We start from the raw sequence: 20,790 nt of genomic DNA on the forward strand, positions 1-20,790 counted from the left end.
CCTAAATTAGAAGATTAATAGCTAGAATTATTAATTCCAACATCTACTAAGTCCACCATTGCTTGTAATGGGATCCAATCCACCTATTGCATCACAATAACAAGTTACAACATTTCCAGTTTGATTTCCCCTGCAAAATCCAGTATTGGTACTTCCGCCTGAGAATACTGAACAAGGCCCCATACTGCAATTGCTAATACCACTACCCGCCATAATGTTTTTCATTTCATTTCTAGTAAGTTTGCCTGCTATGGTAGCAAGACTCATTTTTTCTAATTTTTTCATCTTTTCTTTTTTAGATGATTAATAAATATTTTTTTTACTACATAAAATTTTCAAAACAATCAGCAATTCAATCCACCACGTGCACTTGGTTTTATAAAAAATGAATGTAAGAATTTTTCATCAAATATTAAATTTAAATTTAAATATATCAATTCTTTTTTGGGCATAATTAATGCAAATTTCGGCATAATTGTTATTTTTGATAAAAATTGTCCATTATGATAAAGCAAAAACTAACGAATAAGCGTGTTGAAAGAAACCTTTCCCAAGAAAAAATTGCAGATTTACTTGGAATATCCCAATCCCAATACAATCGTAGAGAAAACGGAGTTACTAAAATATCCAAAAAAGAATGGGATAAAATGGCAAAAGTTCTGGATACTACTTTAGAAAATATTTATGAACCCGAAGACGGTATTTATATAATCAATAATGAAAGTGCAAATCGCGATTATTTGGGCAGTCATAATCATTTTGGAAGTAATAATGAATATGTCTTTGAAACAATGAAAAAATATATTTACAAATTAGAAGAAGAAATAAAAATTAAGGAGCAATATATCAAGGATTTAGAGCAAAAATAATTCTTAAAAACTTAAAAAACAGAAACACGTGGTTTTGTCCAAAGAAAAATTGTAATAAATTTCAAAAGTATGAAAAGCAAAATGCTTGGACAAGCGGGTTTATTGTGGCGAATACCATCTAATTAATTAACAAAAAATTACATCAATTATAGGTTTTACTTAGCGACTATTAGGATATATTTACTTTCAATAAATTCTTATAAATGAAAGTAAAATTACTCATTACATTATGCTTGTTCGTGTGTCAATTCAGTTTTTCCCCCTGCTGGCGCGAGCAGAAATAAGTTCAAAGGCTAGTGCGAGCATCTTGCTCGTACACACAAAGGCTATCCTAAATTACTTTGACAACAGAAGCGCCAATGCTTCGGCAGAATCTTTTAACGCTAAAATTAAAGCTTTTAGAAGTCAATTCACGGGAGTAAGAAATATAGATTTCTTCTTATTCAGATTGTCTAATCTTTTTGCGTAATTCCCAACTTTGCACCTGATCTCTTTGTAGAGTTTCTGCTCGGACCATCTAGGGTTTTTCCACGTGTACTTGGACAAAGTAAATCAGTAAGAATTTTTTAAAAATATAATAAAATAATATTTTTCTTGTTTAAAAAATTAAAATAAGTTAATTGTGTTGTAAATAAATTAGTAACACACTAATTTTTGACTCCCCATACCTAATAGTACAGTATATTATTTATATAATTTTATAAATCATTATCAACAAACTTGCTATTAAATCCAATTGTTAATTCGCCTGAATAATGTATTAAAAATCCAAATTCTAAAAGAACATTCTCTATACAATCCTTACTGGCAAAATCAGCATGTATTTCAATAGCTATTACTTTGACAATATTCAACCAACTTAAATTAGCCTTCTCACTAAAAACAGATGCTTCAGCTCCCTCAATATCTATTTTAAAAAAATCGATTAACTTTAAGTCAAATTTTTTTATAATTTCAGAGACAGAAAGAACTTCACATAATTCACTTCTGCTATCGGATCTTTCCGTTAATCTAAAAGCCCAATCTTCACTATCTTTAACAGCTGATAAATTAGAATTATATCCCCAAATACCTTTAGGGACGCAGGTAACATTCGATAAATTATTTTCTTTAATATTATGGCTCAACCTTTGGAAATTTTTCTGAGAGGGTTCCAGAGCGATAATACATAGTTCTGGAAAATATGCCATAAAGTACATACTTGTAAGACCAATGTTTGCGCCTGCATCTATTATAGTGACAGGTGAAGAATTATTGTTTTGAAAAAAATCAATAATTATTTCATATTCTTCCTCTATCAAAATTTGTTTAAATACTTCTATATCAGATGAATTTTTTTTTAAGTTAATGCTAAAAGATTTATCATTGATTAGATAATTAAAAAATATGGAGTTACCTTTTTTTTCAATTTTAATTCCTTTGAAAGAAAGGAATTCCACTAAACGAAATGTATTCAACAATACTTCATTTGTGTTGCTAATTAGTGTACGCCCGAAAGAAAATTTTGTAAATTCAAAAATCTCGAATAACGAATATAGTTTGATGTGTTTAAGATTCATTTGCTGTTAATATATTTAGATATCAATACATGTTGAGTTTAATAACGCTTTTATAAAATTAATTCGAATTTAGTGTTTTATTTTTAAATTCATTTGGGGTTGTTTAGGATTTTGATTACGGCGGATTTAATTTCCAAAATGCCTGGACAAGCGGGTTTATTGTTGCTAATACTATTTATTAACAAAAAATTACATCAATTCTAAGCTTTTCTTATGAGGATTTGAATAATTTTACCTTCAATATAATCTTACATATGAAAGTAAAATTACTTTTGGCATTATTCTTATTTATATGTCAATTCAGCTTTTCGCAAACCGAGAAACTTCTTAAAGGGGTAGTGTCTTCAGATAATTTTTTATTGTCTAACGTAGATGTTATCAATAAAACCTCCAAACAATACACTATAACCAATGAAAATGGTGAATTTGTAATTGCTGTTAAGGTAAATGACAGTCTCTTTTTTTATAACAAAGATTTCAGTTTAAAAGGATTGAAAGTAACTCCTGTGCAGGTAATACAGAATAATCTACAAGTTATAATGTCTCAAAAAGCCGAAGAATTAGAAGAAGTTTTAGTTGCGAAAAGAAATAAGATTAAGTTAAACTTGAACACATGGCGCGAACAAAGTAAACGTGATGAAATTACCGCAGAAAAAAATCCCTATACTGAGAATAAGGTTGTTATGGTTAGAGGAAACACATTTGTTAATGGCTTGAATTTTTGGGGAATTGGCAAAAAGGTTGTAGAATTATTATCAAAAAAGAAAGAGTCGGAAAAAGAAACTCCGCCAGAAACTGAATTTGCAGTATTGGCAAAAAATACCTGCGATCAAAAATTTTATTTGGAAACTTTAAAATTAAAATCAGAAGAGATAGATCTTTTCCTTCAATTTTGTGATGTCGATCCAAAAGCGAAAGCACTAATTAAAAATCACAATGTACTCAGCATGATGGATTTTTTATCTGCCAAGAATATTGAATTTCAAAAGATGAAAAAGTGATCAATGTCAACTATCTATTCAACCACCAAATACTTCCGTTTAAAATCGTTGCAAAACTTACCCAAAGCAAATATGGAATAAATAAATAACCTGAAATTTTATTGATTTTGGCAAATTGAATATGAGTTTCATAAATCATCAGCCAGAGGATAATTATTTCCAATCCGGCTAACATTGGGTTTTTTAGTGCAAAAAACAAATACGACCACAAGGCATTTAAGGCCAATTGAATGGCGAAGAACTGCAAAGCTTTTTTAACGGTTTCTTTTTCAAAATCAATTCTGTCCCAAACCAATCCTGCAGCAATTCCCATCATGATATATAACATACTCCAAACAGGAGCAAAAACCCAATTGGGCGGATTAAAACTTGGTTTAATCAATGTGGGATACCAAGTTGTTATAGCAGAACGGGTAACCATCCCAGAAAAATAGCCTACAACGAGGCAAGTGACAACTATTGATAATATGCGGGTGAGCTTATTCATTCCTTTTATTTTAGAAGCCAAAATTACTTAAAAACTTTCTAAGGAATGCACATAAAGGAATAAACGATTTAACCAAAAAAAGTATCTTTGCCAAAAATTAGTATTTATGTTTAAAGCTGACGATTTTATCCCATCAAAATATAATCATTCAATAGACCAGGGAAGTTTTTCTTGGAGTGCACCGAGTAATATTGCTTTGGTAAAATACTGGGGAAAAAAAGACAATCAGATTCCAGCAAACCCGTCCGTTAGTTTTACGTTGAATAATTGCAAAACGATTACCACTTTGGCTTTCGCCAAAAAACAAAACGACGGCAATTTTTCTTTCGATTTATTATTTGAAGGAAAACAGAAAGAAGACTTCAAGCCAAAAATCCAAAAATTCTTGGAGCGTATCGAAATATACTTGCCTTTTCTGAAAGACTATCATTTTACGATTGACACCCAAAATACTTTTCCGCATAGTTCAGGTATTGCTTCATCGGCATCGGGATTGGCGGCTTTGGCTATGAATTTCATGAGTTTGGAAAAAGATTTAAATCCAGCAATGACCGAAAAGTATTTTCTCAGTAAAGCTTCGTTTTTGGCTCGATTAGGATCAGGAAGCGCCTGCCGAAGCGTAAAAGGACAAGTAGTTGTTTGGGGAAATCAAGCGAATATAAAAGGAAGCACAGATTTATATGGAGTTGAATATCCGTACGAAATTCATCCTGTTTTTAAAAATTTTCATGACACAATTTTATTGGTTGACAAAGGCGAAAAGCAAGTTTCGAGTACAATAGGACACGATTTGATGCACGACCATCCATTTGCCGAAAGACGTTTTGCTCAGGCTCATGAAAATCTTGATAAGCTGATTCCTGTTTTTAAAAATGGAGACCTAGAAGAATTTATCAAAATTGTAGAAAGTGAGGCCTTGACTTTGCATGCAATGATGATGACTTCTTTGCCGTATTTCATTTTGATGAAACCCAATACATTGCAGATCATAAATGCAATTTGGAAATTTAGAAATGAAATTAAAACCCCTGTTTGTTTTACTTTGGATGCTGGAGCCAATGTGCATGTTTTGTATCCGAATGAGGTAAAAGAAAATGTGCTCCAATTTATTAAAGCAGAATTAGTTGGCTATTGTCAAAATGGTCAGTACCTTTGCGACGAAATTGGGAATGGCGCTTTGTTGAGTTGATTCTTTATTTTTGTATATTTAGGCTTTAATTGACACAATCATGGACTTGAATGCCGAAAAATTGGAATTAATCAAGAAGATAGCAAAGACTAAGGATATTGATATTCTGAAGAAAATTAAGGCTGTTTTTGAAGACAGAGAAAAAGAAGTTTGGAAAGAATTAACGCCCGAACAGCAGGAAGAAATAAACATAGGAATACAAAATGAAAATCGTGGTGATGAAATCGATTTTTGAAAAAATGATTTCCAAATTATATAATTTAAGTAATCATGGACATACAATTTGAAAAATCTGAATTGATGAAAAAGTTGGAGAAAACCAATGATATATCAATAATTAAAGCTATCAAGAATATTTTCAAATCGGAGAAGAAAGATTTTTGGGATGAGTTAACTCAAGAACAAAAGGACGAAATTGAAGAAGGAGAAAGACAAATTGAAAGGGGTGAGTTTGTAGATTTTGAAGAATTTATTCAGAAGTATATCGAGTAATTATGCGGGAAATTAAAATTTCAATTGACGCTCAAAAGAAAACAAAATTACTTTTAGAATATCTTGAAGCAAAATGGTCTGTAAAAGTTAGAGTTAAATTTGCAAAGAAACTCTATGACTCTTTAAAAATAATCAGAGCCAATCCTGATATTTTTCCTAAATCGGCGAGAAATAATAAACTGCACAAATGTGTTGTTACAAAACAAACGACCTTGTTTTATAGCTTCACAAGCAAACGGGTAAATGTCGTTGCTCTTTTTGACACAAGACAAAACCCATCAAAAATCATGAAAATACAATAATATCCATATGAAAGGACCTTTATTTTACTCAAAAATATTACTCTTTGGAGAATACGGAATTATTCGTGACTCAAAAGGGCTGTCAATTCCTTATAACTTTTACAACGGAGCTTTGAAGAAAAATGCAAATCCTTCTACTGAGGCGATACAGTCAAATGGACATTTGAAGCGATTTGTTGTCTATTTGGAACAATTGCAAAAAGAACAGCCGGATTTGGTGACGTTTGACTTAGAGGCTTTAAATAATGACGTTCAAACAGGAATGTATTTTGATTCCAGTATTCCGCAGGGATATGGAGTAGGCAGCAGCGGTGCTTTGGTAGCTGCTATTTATGATAAATATGCAGAAAATAAAATCACGGTTTTAGAGAATTTAACGCGTGAAAAACTATTGACTCTAAAAACAATTTTTTCCCAAATGGAGAGCTTTTTTCACGGAAAAAGTTCGGGATTGGATCCGTTGAACAGTTATTTGAGCATCCCAATTTTGATTAATTCAAAAGATAATATTGAAGCCACAGGAATTCCTACTCAAAGTCTTGACGGAAAGAGAGCAGTGTTTTTATTGGATTCAGGGATTGTTGGAGAAACGGCTCCAATGGTTAATATTTTCATGGAAAACCTAAAAGATCAAGGTTTCCGAACAATGCTGAAAAATCAATTTGTAAAATATACAGATGCTTGTGTGGAGAATTTTCTGGGAGGTGATGTAAAGTCATTATTCGAAAATACGAAACAATTGTCTAAAGTTGTTCTTAATAATTTTAAACCAATGATTCCAGAACAGTTTCATGGAATCTGGCAGGAAGGAATCGATTCAAATGATTATTATTTGAAATTGTGCGGTTCTGGCGGTGGCGGTTATATTTTAGGATTTACTGAAGATTTAGAAAAAGCAAAAGCCTCATTGAAAGATTTTAAATTGGAAGTCGTTTATCAGTTTTAATATTTAGCCTAAGAAAATTAATAAACATCTTTAAATTCTAAACCAATTTCATGTTAAGCAGAAAGCATAAACTATTTATATGGAAAATTATCAGTTTATTCTCTGTCGTAAGAGGCTATAACATACCCATTATAGCTTTAGCCCAATATTTATCAGCTATTTTCATACTGGCGCCAGAGCAGAGAGCTTTGTCAATATTATTAGATTTCCGTCTTTTTATTATTGTGCTGTGTTCAAGTCTGACCATTGCTTCGGGATATATCATCAATAGTTTTTATGACAGTAAAAAGGATTTAATTAACCGACCGAATAAATCACAACTGGATCGTTTAGTAAGTCAAAAAACGAAACTGCAGGTCTATTTCAGTCTTAACCTTTTTGTGGCTCTCATTGCTTTTTTCGTTTCTTTTAGAGCTGTTTTATTTTATTCGGCTTATATCTTTTTGATTTGGTTTTATTCTCATAAAATTAAAAGATATCCGTTAATTGGAAATTTAATGGCAGCATTTCTGGCAGTTCTTCCTTTTTTCGGAATCCTGCTTTACTATTATTTAAAAATGCCTTTGTATGAAATCGAAAGCAATAGCGGTAAACTTGCCGTAATACTTTCACATGGAGCTTTCTTATTCTTGTTAATCTTAATCAGGGAAATGATAAAGGATTTAGAGAATTTAAAAGGAGATTTTGCCAATGATTACAAAACTATTCCAATTATTTATGGAGAAGAAACGGCCAAAAAAATAATTACAGTATTAACTATATTAACCGTTCTGCCTGTTTATTTTTTAATCAATGTCTACGATGTCGGATACATGGATATTTACTTTTATTTCGGCTTTATAGTTCTGATTTTTTTCTTGTTATATTTATGGAAATGGCAAACCAAAGAACAGTATGTAATGCTTCACAATGTACTGAAGTTTCTCATTGTATCGGGAGTTTTTTGCATCGTGCTTATCAATCCAAGCGTGTTATGGCACGGAAAAAAAGTATTAATGACGATTTAAGTCGATTATTAATTTTTTGAAGCAGAAACATTAGGTATTTTTAAGAAGCATTGTTCCTGCTCTGCGTTTCAATCTTGCCACCCGAACCCCGGGCAACAAGGATTTCCACTTCGATCAGGGCTAAAAGATAAACATTTAGCATTTTTGCTATCATTATAATCACAACCAAAATCAGATTAATAACGAATTGAAAAGTTTTAAAAGTCATTAAATTAAGGAGTTATCTTTTTCTAATTGTCAAAAATCGTTTCTCAATGATATAAATAGTATCTTTGCACCAAATTATAGAATATTATGAACAATAAGGAAGGCAATAATAAAAGAAGTGGTGCTAGACCAACTAGTTCTAGACCAAGTTCAAATAAGCCAAAACCTGCGATGCAAAAAAGGGCACAAGGGCCAAAAAAAGTAAAAACAAACACTAAAGTTGCCGAAGCAGAGGTTAATAAAGTAGAGAAAAAACCTAATCAAGCGCCAAAGAGACCTAAAGTAAAAGATGAAATTCGTTTGAATAAATACATCTCAAACTCAGGAACCTGCTCAAGACGTGATGCCGATATATATATTCAATCAGGAAATGTAAAAGTAAATGGAATTCCAGTTACCGAAATGGGGTATATGGTAAAACCAGGAGATGTAGTAAATTTTGATGGTGCAGTTTTAACTCCAGAGAAAAAAGTGTACATCTTATTGAATAAGCCCAAAAATTTTACAACTGCACTTGATGAAGGCCAAGAATATCGCAATGTTTTAGAATTAGTAAAAGGTTCCACAACTGCAAAGATTGGAGCAATTGGAAGAATGGACAAGAATACAACAGGATTATTAGTCTTTACTAATGACACTGATATGATTCGTAAATTCACATTGCCGAGCCAAAAATCAACTAAAATTTACCAAGTTTCTTTAGATAAAAATTTAAAATTCGAAGATTTAGAAAAAATAAATAAAGGGCTTGTATTAGATGGCCACCGAGTTGCCGTAGACGAAATAAGTTATATTGAAGGAGAATCCAAAAGCGAAATTGGAATTCAATTGAAATCTTCCAACATAAAAGTAGTTCGCGCTATATTTGAGCATTTTGAATATAACGTTCTTAGAGTTGATCGTGTAGCTTTTGCTGGTTTAACCAAGAAAAATCTGCCGAGAGGAAATTGGAGAATGCTTACCGAACAAGAAGTTATCAATTTGAAAAATGTATAATTTTTTTTAAAAAATATAATTTCAAATCCCTTTCATTTCTATGCAAGGGATTTTTTAATTTAAAACAGTACCGAATGACACCAGAAAAATTACAATCTATAGCTTTTAAATGGTTTGAAGCTTTTAATAATCATAATTTAGAGCAATTATTATCTCTTTATGATGATGAAGCAGAGCATTTTAGTCCAAAATTAAAAATACTCAAGCCTGAAACACAAGGTTTACTAACTGGAAAAGAGGCTTTAAGAAGCTGGTGGCAAGATGCGTTTGACAGATTGCCTAGCCTGCATTATAAAGTAACTTCCCTAACTGCCAATGTTGATCGAGTTTTTATGGAATATATTCGGATAGCTGATGGTGATGAAGATATGCTTGTCGCTGAGGTTCTTGTTGTGAATGAGGATAAAATTATAGCTTCCAGAGTGTATCACGGATAGTTTTTTAAGAAAAAATTAACAGTTATATTCATAATAACAATTAGTTTTATATTTCCTTAAATATAACAAATATGAGAAAAATTACATTTTTTATAACCGTGCTGGTTGTTGCGCTAGTATTAGTGAATTGTAAGTCTAATGAGAAAAAACAAGATTTTTCATTGTTTACCAAGAATTATTTTGATGATAAAAATGCATTAGATCCGCTAGGAGCAACGCAAAACGGTCAAAATGAATACAATGATCAGCTGCAGTTTGAAATGACGGACAGCTTTAGAAAAAAGCAACTTGAATTTTTCAATAAATATGAGACTGGACTAGGAGCATTTGATGAAAATCAACTTTCAGATGAAGAGAAAAACAGTTATGAAATTATAAAATGGGAAGTTGAAGTTGGAAAAAAACTATTGGAACAACCTACAAACCTAATACCAATTCATCAGTTTTGGGGTACGCATTTAACCATGGGACAATTTGCCGGAGGTACAAGCGGACAGCCTTTTAAAACAGAAAAGGATTATACTGATTTTTTAAAGAGAATGGATAAATATAGTTTTTGGATCGATTCTGCTTTAGTATATATGAAGAAAGGAATTGAAAAAGGAATTGTTTTGCCTAAAGCATTAACAGAAAAAGTAATTCCGCAATTTGCTGAAATGCCAACTCCAAATATAGAAGACAATTTGTTCTATTCTTCTATAAAGTTGATGCCGGCAACATTTTCGGATGAAATGAAAAAAGATTTGACTGCTAAATATACTGCTGAAATCAATGAAAAATTGATACCTAGGTATAAAAAAATGGCTGATTTTCTTAAAAATGAATACTTGCCAGCGTCAAGAGCTACTAGTGGAATAGGCAGTTTGCCTTTTGGGAAAGATTTATATGCAATTTATGTAAAACAATGGACTACAACTGATATGACTCCAGAAGAAATACATGAATTAGGATTAAAAGAGGTTGCCCGCTTAAATGCTGAAATGGAAAAAGTAAAAAGCCAAGTTGGATTTAAAGGAACTCTTCTTGAGTTTTTTGAATACGTAAGAAACAAACCCGAATTAAAACCATTCAAAAAGCCAGAGGAAGTAATTGCTAATTTTGAAAGAATTTATAGTGTCATAAAGCCAAATGTTGACAAGTTATTTTCATTGCAGCCAAAGACAAAATTTGAGATTAGAAGAACAGAAGCCTTTCGTGAAAAAACGTCCAGTGCTGAGTATATGCAAGGAACAGCAGATGGTTCTCGTCCAGGCGTTTTTTATGTTCCCATTCCTGATGTAAAAGAATATAATGTATATGGGGATGAAGATTTGTTTTTGCATGAAGCCATTCCGGGGCATCATTTTCAAATTTCATTGCAACAAGAGAATACTGCTTTACCAGATTTTAGAAAGTTCAATTGGTTTGGTGCTTACGGTGAGGGTTGGGCATTATATACAGAGAGTTTAGGGAAGGAATTAGGTCTATATCAAGATCCTTATCAATATTTTGGGATGTTGGGGAATGAAATGCATAGAGCAGTTCGGTTAGTGGTTGATACAGGATTGCATAGCAAAGGCTGGACAAGAGAGCAGGCTATTAAATATTCTATGCAGAATGAAGCTGAAAGTGAAGCAGGAATTACTGTTGAAATTGAGCGTTATATGGCTATTCCGGGACAAGCTTTGTCATACAAAATTGGGCAGCTTAAAATTTTGGAACTTCGTAAAAGAGCACAAGATAAGATGGGAGCTAAATTTGATATTAAAAAGTTCCATGAAAAAGTATTAGAATCTGGTGTAATGCCGTTAGCTTTATTGGAAAAGAAAATTGATTCTTGGATTAATGAATAAATAACAGTTAAAAAAACGGCATCAATTCTAGAATTGATGCCGTTTTTTTTATGAAGTTTTTTAAAATTATAATTTAAAAATTTTACTTAAAAAGTTTGTTTTGACAAAAGTGTCAGCACTATAGTAAGTGTCTGTGTCTTCACATTCAAAATTAGGATAGCCAAGAATGACCCTAATGCCTTCTGGCACAGTATTTAATATTGCTTTTTTTTCAGAATTTAAATTGCTTTGAATGTTTTTTGTTTTTTGTTGTTCATTTTTAAAGTGAGACAAGATCAGCATGACAGCAAAATTTAAAACAGCCCCCGCAGTTGCACTTTTGATGCCAATTTCATTTGAAATCATTTCCGATATACGTCCTTTTTTAGTAGAAAAAATTAAATTTAGAGGAATGAAACCTTCGCGTTCAAATGAATAATTTATTGAAGACAGTTTCCCGTTGTCATATTGTATGGTTTTGTAGAAGTCAGTAAAGGTTACGCATTCAATAAGATCTTCATATAATGAAGGATTTTCTATTATATTATCAAGACCAATAAGTACGGTACAGATACTCGTATCAATTGATTTTTTTAATAAAATTTCATTTTCTTCATATTTTTTACAAAACATTGAAATTAATGGCGAAGTTATTATGCTTCGTAGTTGATTAAGTAAAATGGGGGTCATACTTTTATCGTTTATCAGGTAAATACATTATTTGTATTGGTTTTAAATAATAGACAAAGCGGTCAATTTTGTCGATTATCTGATAAATATATAAAAAATATAACAATGAGCAATAAAATTAATTTTTTTTATAAAATAGTATTTTTCACATAATAATTTTTTTCGCATTCACTATTTCAGCTTAGGTCAATAGTTTAGGGGAAATTGCTGTTTTTGCAAGCCTAAAAAATAGCCTTAATCCAGATAACGGGGGAAATATTCATTCCTCATAAAAAGAGGGCTTCCATGATCAGGATTTTTTTTGAAATCCTTGAACAGCCGAAAAGCGAAAAAAGCTTTTTCTTTGTCATCAGGGTTAGGGGAAGCTGATAAGCATTACAATTATAGTTTTTCCTTTTTGACTGTAATCCAGTTTGTCAAAAGCTTCGGCAAATTCCCAGCCGTCCATTACAGGATTATCCAATCTTTTTGCATAATCCCCAACTTATGCTACTGATCCTTGATCCCTTTTGTTGGAGATCAAAAAAAAAGGAATAAAAACAAAAAACCCACTAATTTCTTAGTGGGTATTGTGGTACCTCCAGGGATCGAACCAGGGACACATGGATTTTCAGTCCATTGCTCTACCATCTGAGCTAAGGTACCGTGCTAATGCGGGTGCAAATATAGAACCATTTTTAATTTATCCAAAAGAAATTTTAAAAAAAATCAATTCGTATCTTCGCATTGTTAAATATAAATTATGATTTTAGCAATTGATGTTGGAAATACCAGAATTAAATCTGCTGTATTTGAGGGTGATGCGGTTTTAGAAAGCTTTGTTTTTTCGAAAATTGAGCTTCGAAAAAACATTCAGAATATTTTAAAAAAATATAGAAAAGTTACTCATTTAGTTGTTTCTTCAGTTTCGGATATAGAAAAACAGTCTTTTTCAGAATTTGAAAGTCTTGTGGATATTCATTTTGTTTCACATAATGATCCGTTTCCGTTCGTTAATCGTTATAAAACCCCTAAAACTTTAGGAGTAGACAGAATGGTGCTTGCTGCGGGTGCAACACTTCAGTTTCCGAATCAAAACCGGCTGGTTATTGATGCAGGGACTTGTGTGACTTATGATTTTATCGACGAATCGGATAATTATCTTGGCGGAGCAATCTCTCCAGGATTACAGTTGCGATATACTGCATTGCACAACTTTACTGCAAAACTTCCCTTATTAGGACTGGAAAAGCCAGAATATTTTATTGGTAAATCTACTTCAGAATCGATTCATTCTGGTGTTGTAAACGGATTGGTCTATGAAATCGATGGTTTTATAGATGAATATAAGGTATTACATCCAAACTTTATAATAATTTTAACGGGTGGAGATGCAGTTTTTTTGGCTAAACGATTAAAAAATACCATATTTGCCAATTCAAATTTCCTATTAGAGAGTTTGAATCAAATTTTTCAATATAAAATAGAAAATGATTAAAAAATTTATTGTTATTGTATGTTTCTTTTTTTCGCTAATGGCTAATGCTCAAAGTGGATCTGCATCTCCTTACTCTTTTTTCGGATTAGGAGAATCCAGATTTAAAGGAAATCTTGAAAACCGTTCCATGGGCGGACTTAATATAGAGCAGGACAGTCTTCATATAAATATTTTGAATCCTGCAAGTTTTGCTTCTATAAGAGCCACTGCTTTCACAATTGGAGGAAATTATACGTCAACCAAATTGAAAACGGATTCCAAAAGTGATGATGCTAAAAGAACAACCATTGATTATTTAGCTGTAGCTTTGCCTTTAGGGAAAATTGGGGTTGGATTCGGATTATTGCCTTATACTTCAGTGGGGTATAATATTCAATCAACTAATCTAGATGTACCCGACGCTGTAAATAATGTTTTGAAAGGCACTGGCGGTTTAAATAAAGCCTTTTTTTCATTGGGATACACAATTATTCCTAATTTAGTTGTAGGTGGTGATGTACAGTATAATTTTGGAAGAATTAATAATTCAAATTTAGAATTTTTGACGGGAGTGCTGATTGGGACTGAAGAAAAAAATAAAGCGGATTTAAATGGATTTGCTGCCAATTTTGGCGCCATGTATAAGCATAAAATCTATAAAAAGACAAATTTCTATAGCAGTTTTACATACGCTCCTCAAGCTACTTTATCGTCAACAAATACTAAAACTATTTCAACGGTAACTTATAATTCAAATTATGATGTTGCTATTTACGATACTTCAGATAAAAAAGAAATTAAAACAGATTTAAAAATTCCTGAAAAAATGTCTTTTGGTTTTGGAGTTGGTGAAACTAAAAAATGGCTGTTAGGTACGCAATTGGTTTTTCAAAATGTTGGAAAATTAACAGATGATTTTAATACAGTAGATAATGTTTCTTACGGAAGATATTCAAGTTATAGTTTAGGCGGTTTTTATCTTCCTAAAAGCAATGTTTTTTCAAAGTATTTTCAAAAAGTTGTCTATAGGGGAGGTTTAAGATATACCAAAACAGGAACTATAATTAATTCTGAAGAAATTGATGAGAAAGCAGTTTCTTTTGGAATGGGTCTTCCTATCATAGGAAGTCTTTCCAATGTAAATGTAGGTTTGGAATATGGACAAAGAGGCACAACATCTCATGGATTGATACAGGAAAATTATTTTACTCTTGCAGTGAGTTTTTCTCTTAATGACAAATGGTTCAGGAAACATGGAATCGACTAGTCAAGAAGTAAAATAAATTCAGTCTCTTAATTGATTACTTATTATGTTTATGGCTTTCTTTAAAAAATATATTCCGTTTCTTTCGCTGTTAATTATTATTGCCAGCATGGTTTTGGGATGCGAAAGTAATTTTAAAGAAGTGCATAATAATGATTATTCTGAATTTGTCCCAAGTGGCGATGCAGATCAAGTGAATTTAAAATACACTGATTCCGGGAGAATAAAATCGATACTTGTAAGTCCAAAAATGTTTGATTATTCTAATGTCGATTTTGCCTTTACAGAATTCCCTAAAGGCGTAGATGTTACCATTTATGACGATAAAGGAAAAAAAACATTTATCAGGTCTAATTATGCGGTTTCCTATAAACTGACCAATATTATAGATTTGCAGGGCAAAGTGAAAATCACTTCTGAAGCAGGACAGATACTGGAAACAGAACAATTGTTTTTTGATCAAAAAAATCAATGGTTTTATACAGAGAAAAAATTTAAATTGACCGATGCTGCAAACAGTTCTACTGGTCAGGGAATTGATTTTAGTAAAGACTTTAAAACTATTAATTCGCAGAGAATACAAGGAGAAATTGAATCCAAAGAATAATAAAAAAATAAACACATGAATTTTTTAAAATACACATCCTATTTATATTTAGCTTTTGGACTCTATTTTTTATACGAAGGATACACGAAATGGAATGCTAACGAGAATCCTTTGTTGAGTTTTATTCTTGGAGGGCTTGCTGTTTTTATGTTTTTCTTTAGAAGAAAGTTTGCTAAAAAGTTTGAAGACAGAAATAAACAATCTTAAATGAAATGGAAATAGGTATCATAATATTGTGCTTAATACTATGTGCTTTTTTTTCAGGAATGGAGATAGCTTTTATCTCTTCGAATAAAATTTATCTGGAGTTAGAGAAAAAACAAAACAGTTTTCTTTCCAGAACACTTACTAAACTTACAGAAAAGCCATCAAAATTTATTGCGGCAATGCTTATTGGTAACAATATAGCATTAGTGGTTTATGGGTTTTTCATGGGTGAGTTATTGATGAGGTGGTTACTGCTTTTTAATCTGCATTTTTCGGATGCCATAAGTCTTTTAATTCAAACGGTAATTTCAACTTTAATAGTTTTAATAACAGCTGAATTTCTCCCGAAGGTTTTCTTTCAAATTTATGCTAATTCACTGATTAAGTTTTTTGCCATACCTTCTTACTTCTTTTATCAATTATTCTATTTTGTATCTACTTTTCTGATTTGGATTTCAGATTTTATTTTGAAAAAATTCTTTAAAACCGAAGGAGATCAAGTGCAGCTTTATTTTAGTAAAATAGAATTAGGAAACTATATTACCGAGCAAATGAGTACGGTTGAGGATGATGAAGAAGTAGATTCGGAAATACAGATTTTTAGAAATGCTTTAGATTTCTCAGGTGTAAAAGCAAGAGATGTAATGACGCCGCGTACCGAGATCGCTGCTATTGACGTAATTGAATCGATAGAGGATCTGAAGACATTGTTTATAGAAACAGGTTATTCAAAAATGGTAATTTATCAAAATTCATTAGATGATATCATTGGATATGTGCATTCTTTTGATTTGTTTAAAAAACCTTCCAGTATTAAAGAAATAGTTATCCCCGTGGAATTTATTCCAGAGGCTATTTATATAAAAGATGCTATGAATTTATTGACTAAAAAAAGAAAAAGTGTGGCAGTTGTATTGGATGAATATGGCGGTACATCGGGAATTCTTACAATTGAAGATATTGTTGAAGAGCTTTTTGGAGAAATAGAAGATGAACACGATTTGGATGAAGAATTAATTGAAAAAGAGCTAGATGATAATTCATTTTTATTTTCCGCCCGTTTTGATGTCGAATATTTGAATCAAACGTATAAGCTTGCAATTCCTGAAAGTGATTCCTATGGAACGCTTGGAGGATTTATCGTTGATTTTACTAAAGAAATTCCTCAAAAAGGAGATGAAATTACTATTGATAATTATCATTTTGTCATTGAGGAAGCAACAAATAAGAAGATTGAATTGGTTAAAATGACTGTCAAGGACTAGGATTGCTTTTTTAATTTAAAAAAAAGCAAAAAAAAAACAGTAGTTCTATAATTATTAATTAGATAATTGTATTTTCGCAAACAAAATTTTAAAATAAACAATAATATACAATGGCAGTTTTATCAAAAATCAGACAACATTCCGCTATAATGATTGGAGTTATTGCTCTAGCATTATTCTCATTTATCATACAAGATCTTTTTACAAAAGGGAATTTTGGTAAAAGCTCGAAGGATGTTGGAAGCATCAATGGAAAGGATATTGCATTTGAAGACTTTAGGCTTAAAGTAAGCAATGTCGAAAAAAGCGGACAGGGAATTACAGCTACAGAAGCATCAAGAAGAGTTTGGGACCAAGAAGTAACAATCGCTTTGCTTTCTGCAGAATTTGATAAATTAGGATTAAGAGTAGGAGAGAAACATATCTTGGAAATTCTTAAAGCTGATCAGAATATTGGTAAAAACCCAATGTTTTTGAATGCTGCTGGTATGTTTGATGTTGTAAAATTTAAAGAGTTTTTTAAATCAAATCCAGAGCAGGCTCAATATTTAAAAGACAGAGAGAAAGACGCTGAATTGAATGCTAAATTTCAAATTTATAATACTTTAATTAAAGGAGGTATTTATACAACTGAAAGCGAAGGAAAATTCAATTATGAATTGGGAGCTAACAAAGTAAGTTTTGATTATGTTGCTGGTTTATTTTCTACTATTAAAGACAGTGAAGTAAAAGTAACTGATGCTGATGTATTGGATTACATGAAAGCAAGTCCAAAAAATTCAAGTCAGAAGAAACTCGTGATATAGAGTATGTTTTAATTGAAGATAAAGCTTCACCAGCCGATATTAATGACGTTAAAGCTAAGCTTGCTTCTTTGTTGACAGGAAGTGTGGTTTACAATCAGGCTACTGGTAAAAATGATACTTTGGCTGGATTTAAAAATGCTAAAAATGCAGCTGAATTTGTAAATTCAAATTCGGATGTTCCTTATGATTCATCTTATGTTGCCAAAAAAGATTTACCAGCTGTTGATGCAGATAAATTATACAATTTAGCACCAGGAGAAGTTTATGGACCATACGTTTTTGGTAAATACTACTGTCTTTCTAAATCATTAGGAAAAAAAGCAGGTGTAAATGCTAAAGCAAGCCACATCCTTATCAGTTATGAAGGAACTCAAGTTCCTAATAAAAAGGAAAAAAGAACAAAAGAAGAAGCTAAAGCTAAAGCAGAAGCTATTTTAGCTCAAGTTACAGCAAATCCTGATAGTTTCATGATGTTAGCATTTACTGCCTCTGATGATTCATCAGCTCAGCAAGGAGGTGATTTAGGATATTTTGGACAAGGACAAATGGTAAAGCCTTTTAATGATTTTGTTTTCAATAACGGTATTGGTAAAATTGGATTGGTTGAAACGCCATTTGGTTACCATATCATTAAAGTTACAGACAAACAAGACGGTGTTCGTTTGGCAACTGTTGCTCAAAAAATTGAAGCTTCAGAAGCTACTTCTGATAAAGTATTCGAGCAGGCGACTAAATTTGAAATGGAAGTTGCTGAAAAAGATTTTAATAAAACAGCTAAAGAAATGGCTCTTACTGTATCGCCAGCTGTTTCAGTAAAAGCGATGGATGAAAGTTTTGGGCCTCTGGGAGCTCAAAGAACTATTGTAAGATGGGCTTTTGAAAATGATACTAAAGAAGGAGCCGTTAAAAGATTTGAAGTGGCTAATTTAGGTCATGTAATTGCTAAACTTAAGGCTATTGATAAATCAGGATTAGTTCCAGTTGCACAAGCAAGACCTTATGTTGAGTCTATTCTTAAAAATAAGAAAAAAGCGGAATTGCTAAAAGCTAAAATGACAGGAAGTTCATTAGAAGCGATTGCAAAAGCAACGGGTTCTACTGTTCAAAAAGCTGTTGATGTAACTTTGGAAAATCCAGTTTTACCTGGAGGAGTTGGTCAAGAGGCTAAAGTAGTTGGAAATGCATTCGCTTTGGGGGCTAATAAAGTATCTGCTCCAATCGAAGGAGTTACTGGTGTTTATGTAGTGAAAAATACAAGCACTGTAAAAGCGCCAGCTCTAAAAAGCTACACAGATAATGTTGCTAAACTGAAATCGCAAGGTGCATCAGATGCAAACAGAGTATTGCCAGCATTAAAAGAAGGTGCTGAAATAAAAGATAACAGAAAAGATTTTAATTACTAAACGGTAATTAACCAAAAAACAAAAAGCCCGATACTTATCTGCAAGTATCGGGCTTTTTGTTTTAACTATATTCTTATTGTTACTGCACAATTAAATTGTATAGCGTAATATTTTGTGAGCATTTTAAAATCTCTTTTATTTTTTATAAGACAGATCAGTGTTTTTTTATTAGTATAAAATTTTGCTGTTTAAAGTTTATTTTGGTATATAATCTAAAGAATTTGCGTTATTAGAAAAATTGCCATTAATTTGTCCTTTCATTTTTGAAGAAAGGATTTTCTCAATAAATTTTTAATTCTAAGATGGATTACCTGAAATTTTAATTAATAATGATATGTATGTTTAGTTTTTTTAGAAAAAAGCCGAAAGTATATTCCAAAATTGAAAATCATATTTTTGGAATAATTACTGAGTTATTGAAACTTAGCGTTACAGATATAAATTGTGACGAATTGGGAGGTAAATATTATTTAAGCAATGAAGAGCAGCATTTTAGAGTTACTATTTTTAGTAATGATGCAGTTATCAGATTAACTAATACGCGTGACTCTGTTGCAGAGAAATATGATAAAATCTTTGTTGATGATGTTTTAAAAGCTGTAAAAGAAGAAAAACACCGCAGGATGGAATTAGTATGCGATTCGATTACATCCAGTATCGAAAAAATGGCCGAGCGTTTGCACAATACGCTCATTGAATCAAATGAGCAGACCGATCATATGATCTGGCTTGTTGAAGCTTCAAAATATAATAAAAGTAAAAGAGCAAATTAGCGGCATATTTTTGCTCGATGATTTTATGAATTCTCCATTATAAAATCAAATCACGATACTCAATAATCGTTTCGTAGCCTTTGTTCGAAAAGTAAGATTTAGGATTTTCTTCGGAAACTACCAATACAAAATCACCTCCCCAAGCTCCAAGACTTTTTATAGTGCCGTTAAAATCCGGAAATAAAGTTTCTTTAACTGTTTTGGTTTCAAGAATTGTGCTTAATATTTTTTCGTGGTTTTCTAAAGTCTGCGCAAAAGCAGTTTCGTTTTTTGCGTTTAATACCGTTTGGGTTATCTGGCTGATAATTTCTTTTTGGGTTTCTAAATTGTTTTTTTTCTCTTTATAAGAAGCTATCGCGCTTTTACTGCTTTGCTTTTGATTGAGATAAACAAAGTATAGATTTTTTGAAAAAGAAGGATTGAATTGTACCGTTTCAATAATTGCTTTTCCTTGTTCAAGATAATATACAACTGGAGTGTTATTTTGAGCACAGGCAATATCATAACCACTGCCTCCAAAGCTGTTTTTAAGCAGTGTAAAAGCGTCAATTTGAAACCATTGGGCAATATTGTTTATTAGAGTAGAAGAGGTTCCCAGTCCCCATTTTCTTGGAAAAGTCAATCGAGTAGTTACGATATAGCCTTCAGAAATTAATAACGCACCCGGGTTGAGCTGAAGGGCTGTTCTCAAAATGATAATTAAGGTGTTTTTTATTGATTCTGTTTCAAAAGGAGTTGTTGAGAGAATTGCACCAAAAGGAATTGTCTCATCAAACCAAATACTTCCATCAGCATCATAGCTTGTCCATTTTATTTCTTGCTTGTTACTTTTTTCAACTGTCAGGTTTTGACCAAACTTTGTTGGCAGGGCCAATGCTTTTGCGCCATCAAGAACTAGATATTCTCCAGTTATTAAAAGTTTGCCGTTGCTGTAGAAGGTTGTTTTCATTTTTGAAAAAGTATTAAGAACGCAGTATTAAGTATTGAGATTTCTTAAGTTTGATTTTTTGAAATTG

25 protein-coding genes and 1 tRNA gene are annotated in these 20,790 nt (G+C 31.8%); 20 read left to right on the forward strand and 6 right to left on the reverse strand.

What is annotated here, in order from left to right; genetic code table 11:
- Nucleotides 1-30: 30 nt before the first annotated feature.
- Nucleotides 31-267 carry a hypothetical protein gene (locus tag CLU83_RS18750; RefSeq protein WP_157802145.1) on the reverse strand — a complete coding sequence of 79 codons (237 nt, stop codon included), beginning with the start codon at nt 265-267 and terminating at the stop codon, nt 31-33.
- 236 nt (nt 268-503) lie between these two features.
- Here CLU83_RS18750 and CLU83_RS18755 point away from each other — a divergent pair, with 236 nt between their 5' ends.
- Nucleotides 504-869 carry a helix-turn-helix transcriptional regulator gene (locus CLU83_RS18755; RefSeq protein WP_100433017.1) on the forward strand — a complete coding sequence of 122 codons (366 nt, stop codon included), beginning with the start codon at nt 504-506 and terminating at the stop codon, nt 867-869.
- 229 nt (nt 870-1,098) lie between these two features.
- Nucleotides 1,099-1,338, forward strand: coding sequence for a transposase (locus tag CLU83_RS18760; protein WP_232727183.1), 240 nt, complete (start codon nt 1,099-1,101; stop codon nt 1,336-1,338).
- A gap of 229 nt (nt 1,339-1,567) precedes the next feature.
- Here CLU83_RS18760 and CLU83_RS18765 read toward each other — a convergent pair whose 3' ends face one another.
- A complete protein-coding gene (locus tag CLU83_RS18765) occupies nt 1,568-2,326 on the reverse strand; it encodes an FkbM family methyltransferase (protein WP_157802146.1) in 759 nt (252 codons plus the stop codon).
- Between the two features lie 356 nt (nt 2,327-2,682).
- Between CLU83_RS18765 and CLU83_RS18770 the strand changes: the two genes are divergently transcribed.
- A complete protein-coding gene (locus CLU83_RS18770; protein ID WP_100433019.1) occupies nt 2,683-3,429 on the forward strand; it encodes a hypothetical protein in 747 nt (248 codons plus the stop codon).
- Between the two features lie 10 nt (nt 3,430-3,439).
- Here CLU83_RS18770 and CLU83_RS18775 read toward each other — a convergent pair whose 3' ends face one another.
- On the reverse strand, nt 3,440-3,916 hold the full coding sequence (locus CLU83_RS18775; RefSeq protein ID WP_100433020.1) for a TspO/MBR family protein: 477 nt from the start codon (nt 3,914-3,916) through the stop codon (nt 3,440-3,442).
- Between the two features lie 106 nt (nt 3,917-4,022).
- Between CLU83_RS18775 and CLU83_RS18780 the strand changes: the two genes are divergently transcribed.
- The 9 genes from CLU83_RS18780 to CLU83_RS18820 all read left to right on the forward strand — a co-directional run bounded on the left by CLU83_RS18780 (nt 4,023) and on the right by CLU83_RS18820 (nt 11,324).
- On the forward strand, nt 4,023-5,105 hold the full coding sequence (locus CLU83_RS18780; protein ID WP_100433021.1) for a diphosphomevalonate/mevalonate 3,5-bisphosphate decarboxylase family protein: 1,083 nt from the start codon (nt 4,023-4,025) through the stop codon (nt 5,103-5,105).
- 40 nt (nt 5,106-5,145) lie between these two features.
- Nucleotides 5,146-5,340 carry a hypothetical protein gene (locus CLU83_RS18785; protein ID WP_100433022.1) on the forward strand — a complete coding sequence of 65 codons (195 nt, stop codon included), beginning with the start codon at nt 5,146-5,148 and terminating at the stop codon, nt 5,338-5,340.
- A gap of 35 nt (nt 5,341-5,375) precedes the next feature.
- Complete coding sequence (locus CLU83_RS18790) at nt 5,376-5,597, forward strand: hypothetical protein (RefSeq protein ID WP_100433023.1); 222 nt, start codon at nt 5,376-5,378, stop codon at nt 5,595-5,597.
- A 2-nt stretch (nt 5,598-5,599) separates the two neighbouring features.
- Entirely contained in the window at nt 5,600-5,899 is a 300-nt protein-coding gene (locus CLU83_RS18795) for a type II toxin-antitoxin system RelE/ParE family toxin (RefSeq protein ID WP_232727185.1), read from the forward strand.
- Nucleotides 5,900-5,906: 7 nt separating this feature from the next.
- Nucleotides 5,907-6,845, forward strand: coding sequence for a mevalonate kinase (locus tag CLU83_RS18800; protein WP_100433025.1), 939 nt, complete (start codon nt 5,907-5,909; stop codon nt 6,843-6,845).
- A 50-nt stretch (nt 6,846-6,895) separates the two neighbouring features.
- A complete protein-coding gene (locus tag CLU83_RS18805; protein WP_100433026.1) occupies nt 6,896-7,852 on the forward strand; it encodes a geranylgeranylglycerol-phosphate geranylgeranyltransferase in 957 nt (318 codons plus the stop codon).
- Between the two features lie 294 nt (nt 7,853-8,146).
- Nucleotides 8,147-9,055 (forward strand): pseudouridine synthase, encoded by a 909-nt coding sequence (locus CLU83_RS18810; protein ID WP_100433027.1) that lies wholly within the window; start codon nt 8,147-8,149, stop codon nt 9,053-9,055.
- Nucleotides 9,056-9,129: 74 nt separating this feature from the next.
- Nucleotides 9,130-9,492, forward strand: coding sequence for a nuclear transport factor 2 family protein (locus CLU83_RS18815; protein WP_100433028.1), 363 nt, complete (start codon nt 9,130-9,132; stop codon nt 9,490-9,492).
- Nucleotides 9,493-9,563: 71 nt separating this feature from the next.
- Nucleotides 9,564-11,324 carry a DUF885 family protein gene (locus CLU83_RS18820; protein WP_100433029.1) on the forward strand — a complete coding sequence of 587 codons (1,761 nt, stop codon included), beginning with the start codon at nt 9,564-9,566 and terminating at the stop codon, nt 11,322-11,324.
- A 66-nt stretch (nt 11,325-11,390) separates the two neighbouring features.
- On the opposite strand, the gene CLU83_RS18825 is transcribed toward CLU83_RS18820, so the two are convergent.
- Both CLU83_RS18825 and CLU83_RS18830 read right to left on the reverse strand, forming a co-directional pair.
- Nucleotides 11,391-11,993: a hypothetical protein gene (locus tag CLU83_RS18825; protein ID WP_157802147.1), complete on the reverse strand. Its 603-nt coding sequence runs from the start codon at nt 11,991-11,993 to the stop codon at nt 11,391-11,393.
- A 572-nt stretch (nt 11,994-12,565) separates the two neighbouring features.
- Nucleotides 12,566-12,638, reverse strand: a tRNA-Phe gene (locus CLU83_RS18830).
- A 97-nt stretch (nt 12,639-12,735) separates the two neighbouring features.
- Here CLU83_RS18830 and CLU83_RS18835 point away from each other — a divergent pair.
- The 8 genes from CLU83_RS18835 (at nt 12,736) to CLU83_RS18865 (ending at nt 19,774) form a co-directional block, all read left to right on the forward strand.
- The gene (locus CLU83_RS18835; protein ID WP_100433031.1) at nt 12,736-13,470 is read left to right on the forward strand and encodes a type III pantothenate kinase; all 735 of its coding nucleotides are present in this window, start codon (nt 12,736-12,738) and stop codon (nt 13,468-13,470) included.
- The gene (locus tag CLU83_RS18840; protein ID WP_100433032.1) at nt 13,463-14,716 is read left to right on the forward strand and encodes a hypothetical protein; all 1,254 of its coding nucleotides are present in this window, start codon (nt 13,463-13,465) and stop codon (nt 14,714-14,716) included. Before CLU83_RS18835 ends, CLU83_RS18840 begins: the two co-directional genes overlap by 8 nt.
- A 49-nt stretch (nt 14,717-14,765) precedes the next feature.
- Nucleotides 14,766-15,320 carry an LPS export ABC transporter periplasmic protein LptC gene (gene lptC, locus CLU83_RS18845; protein WP_100433033.1) on the forward strand — a complete coding sequence of 185 codons (555 nt, stop codon included), beginning with the start codon at nt 14,766-14,768 and terminating at the stop codon, nt 15,318-15,320.
- A gap of 15 nt (nt 15,321-15,335) precedes the next feature.
- Nucleotides 15,336-15,527, forward strand: a complete 192-nt coding sequence (locus tag CLU83_RS18850; RefSeq protein ID WP_100433034.1) for a hypothetical protein — start codon at nt 15,336-15,338, stop codon at nt 15,525-15,527.
- Between the two features lie 5 nt (nt 15,528-15,532).
- Nucleotides 15,533-16,792 (forward strand): hemolysin family protein, encoded by a 1,260-nt coding sequence (locus CLU83_RS18855; RefSeq protein WP_100433035.1) that lies wholly within the window; start codon nt 15,533-15,535, stop codon nt 16,790-16,792.
- 110 nt (nt 16,793-16,902) lie between these two features.
- Entirely contained in the window at nt 16,903-17,598 is a 696-nt protein-coding gene (locus CLU83_RS22740) for a SurA N-terminal domain-containing protein (RefSeq protein ID WP_304529158.1), read from the forward strand.
- Nucleotides 17,599-17,666: 68 nt separating this feature from the next.
- Nucleotides 17,667-19,001, forward strand: a complete 1,335-nt coding sequence (locus CLU83_RS22745) for a peptidylprolyl isomerase (protein WP_304529159.1) — start codon at nt 17,667-17,669, stop codon at nt 18,999-19,001.
- Nucleotides 19,002-19,339: 338 nt separating this feature from the next.
- A complete protein-coding gene (locus CLU83_RS18865) occupies nt 19,340-19,774 on the forward strand; it encodes a hypothetical protein (RefSeq protein ID WP_100433036.1) in 435 nt (144 codons plus the stop codon).
- Between the two features lie 37 nt (nt 19,775-19,811).
- Here CLU83_RS18865 and CLU83_RS18870 read toward each other — a convergent pair whose 3' ends face one another.
- Nucleotides 19,812-20,723 carry a GYDIA family GHMP kinase gene (locus tag CLU83_RS18870; RefSeq protein WP_100433037.1) on the reverse strand — a complete coding sequence of 304 codons (912 nt, stop codon included), beginning with the start codon at nt 20,721-20,723 and terminating at the stop codon, nt 19,812-19,814.
- Nucleotides 20,724-20,790: the final 67 nt, after the last annotated feature.

The organism is Flavobacterium sp. 1 (genome assembly GCF_002797935.1).
Classification (GTDB): domain Bacteria; phylum Bacteroidota; class Bacteroidia; order Flavobacteriales; family Flavobacteriaceae; genus Flavobacterium.

Excerpts from the sequence above, each read along its gene's own strand:
- CLU83_RS18750 (WP_157802145.1), bottom strand. The coding sequence starts at position 267 with ATGAGTCTTGCTACCATAGCAGGCAAACTTACTAGAAATGAAATGAAA.
- CLU83_RS18755 (WP_100433017.1), top strand. The coding sequence starts at position 504 with ATGATAAAGCAAAAACTAACGAATAAGCGTGTTGAAAGAAACCTTTCC.
- CLU83_RS18760 (WP_232727183.1), top strand. The coding sequence starts at position 1,099 with ATGCTTGTTCGTGTGTCAATTCAGTTTTTCCCCCTGCTGGCGCGAGCA.
- CLU83_RS18770 (WP_100433019.1), top strand. The coding sequence starts at position 2,683 with ATGAAAGTAAAATTACTTTTGGCATTATTCTTATTTATATGTCAATTC.
- CLU83_RS18775 (WP_100433020.1), bottom strand. The coding sequence starts at position 3,916 with ATGAATAAGCTCACCCGCATATTATCAATAGTTGTCACTTGCCTCGTT.
- CLU83_RS18780 (WP_100433021.1), top strand. The coding sequence starts at position 4,023 with ATGTTTAAAGCTGACGATTTTATCCCATCAAAATATAATCATTCAATA.
- CLU83_RS18785 (WP_100433022.1), top strand. The coding sequence starts at position 5,146 with ATGGACTTGAATGCCGAAAAATTGGAATTAATCAAGAAGATAGCAAAG.
- CLU83_RS18790 (WP_100433023.1), top strand. The coding sequence starts at position 5,376 with ATGGACATACAATTTGAAAAATCTGAATTGATGAAAAAGTTGGAGAAA.
- CLU83_RS18795 (WP_232727185.1), top strand. The coding sequence starts at position 5,600 with ATGCGGGAAATTAAAATTTCAATTGACGCTCAAAAGAAAACAAAATTA.
- CLU83_RS18800 (WP_100433025.1), top strand. The coding sequence starts at position 5,907 with ATGAAAGGACCTTTATTTTACTCAAAAATATTACTCTTTGGAGAATAC.
- CLU83_RS18805 (WP_100433026.1), top strand. The coding sequence starts at position 6,896 with ATGTTAAGCAGAAAGCATAAACTATTTATATGGAAAATTATCAGTTTA.
- CLU83_RS18810 (WP_100433027.1), top strand. The coding sequence starts at position 8,147 with ATGAACAATAAGGAAGGCAATAATAAAAGAAGTGGTGCTAGACCAACT.
- CLU83_RS18815 (WP_100433028.1), top strand. The coding sequence starts at position 9,130 with ATGACACCAGAAAAATTACAATCTATAGCTTTTAAATGGTTTGAAGCT.
- CLU83_RS18820 (WP_100433029.1), top strand. The coding sequence starts at position 9,564 with ATGAGAAAAATTACATTTTTTATAACCGTGCTGGTTGTTGCGCTAGTA.
- CLU83_RS18825 (WP_157802147.1), bottom strand. The coding sequence starts at position 11,993 with ATGACCCCCATTTTACTTAATCAACTACGAAGCATAATAACTTCGCCA.
- CLU83_RS18835 (WP_100433031.1), top strand. The coding sequence starts at position 12,736 with ATGATTTTAGCAATTGATGTTGGAAATACCAGAATTAAATCTGCTGTA.
- CLU83_RS18840 (WP_100433032.1), top strand. The coding sequence starts at position 13,463 with ATGATTAAAAAATTTATTGTTATTGTATGTTTCTTTTTTTCGCTAATG.
- lptC (WP_100433033.1), top strand. The coding sequence starts at position 14,766 with ATGGCTTTCTTTAAAAAATATATTCCGTTTCTTTCGCTGTTAATTATT.
- CLU83_RS18850 (WP_100433034.1), top strand. The coding sequence starts at position 15,336 with ATGAATTTTTTAAAATACACATCCTATTTATATTTAGCTTTTGGACTC.
- CLU83_RS18855 (WP_100433035.1), top strand. The coding sequence starts at position 15,533 with ATGGAAATAGGTATCATAATATTGTGCTTAATACTATGTGCTTTTTTT.
- CLU83_RS22740 (WP_304529158.1), top strand. The coding sequence starts at position 16,903 with ATGGCAGTTTTATCAAAAATCAGACAACATTCCGCTATAATGATTGGA.
- CLU83_RS18865 (WP_100433036.1), top strand. The coding sequence starts at position 19,340 with ATGTTTAGTTTTTTTAGAAAAAAGCCGAAAGTATATTCCAAAATTGAA.
- CLU83_RS18870 (WP_100433037.1), bottom strand. The coding sequence starts at position 20,723 with ATGAAAACAACCTTCTACAGCAACGGCAAACTTTTAATAACTGGAGAA.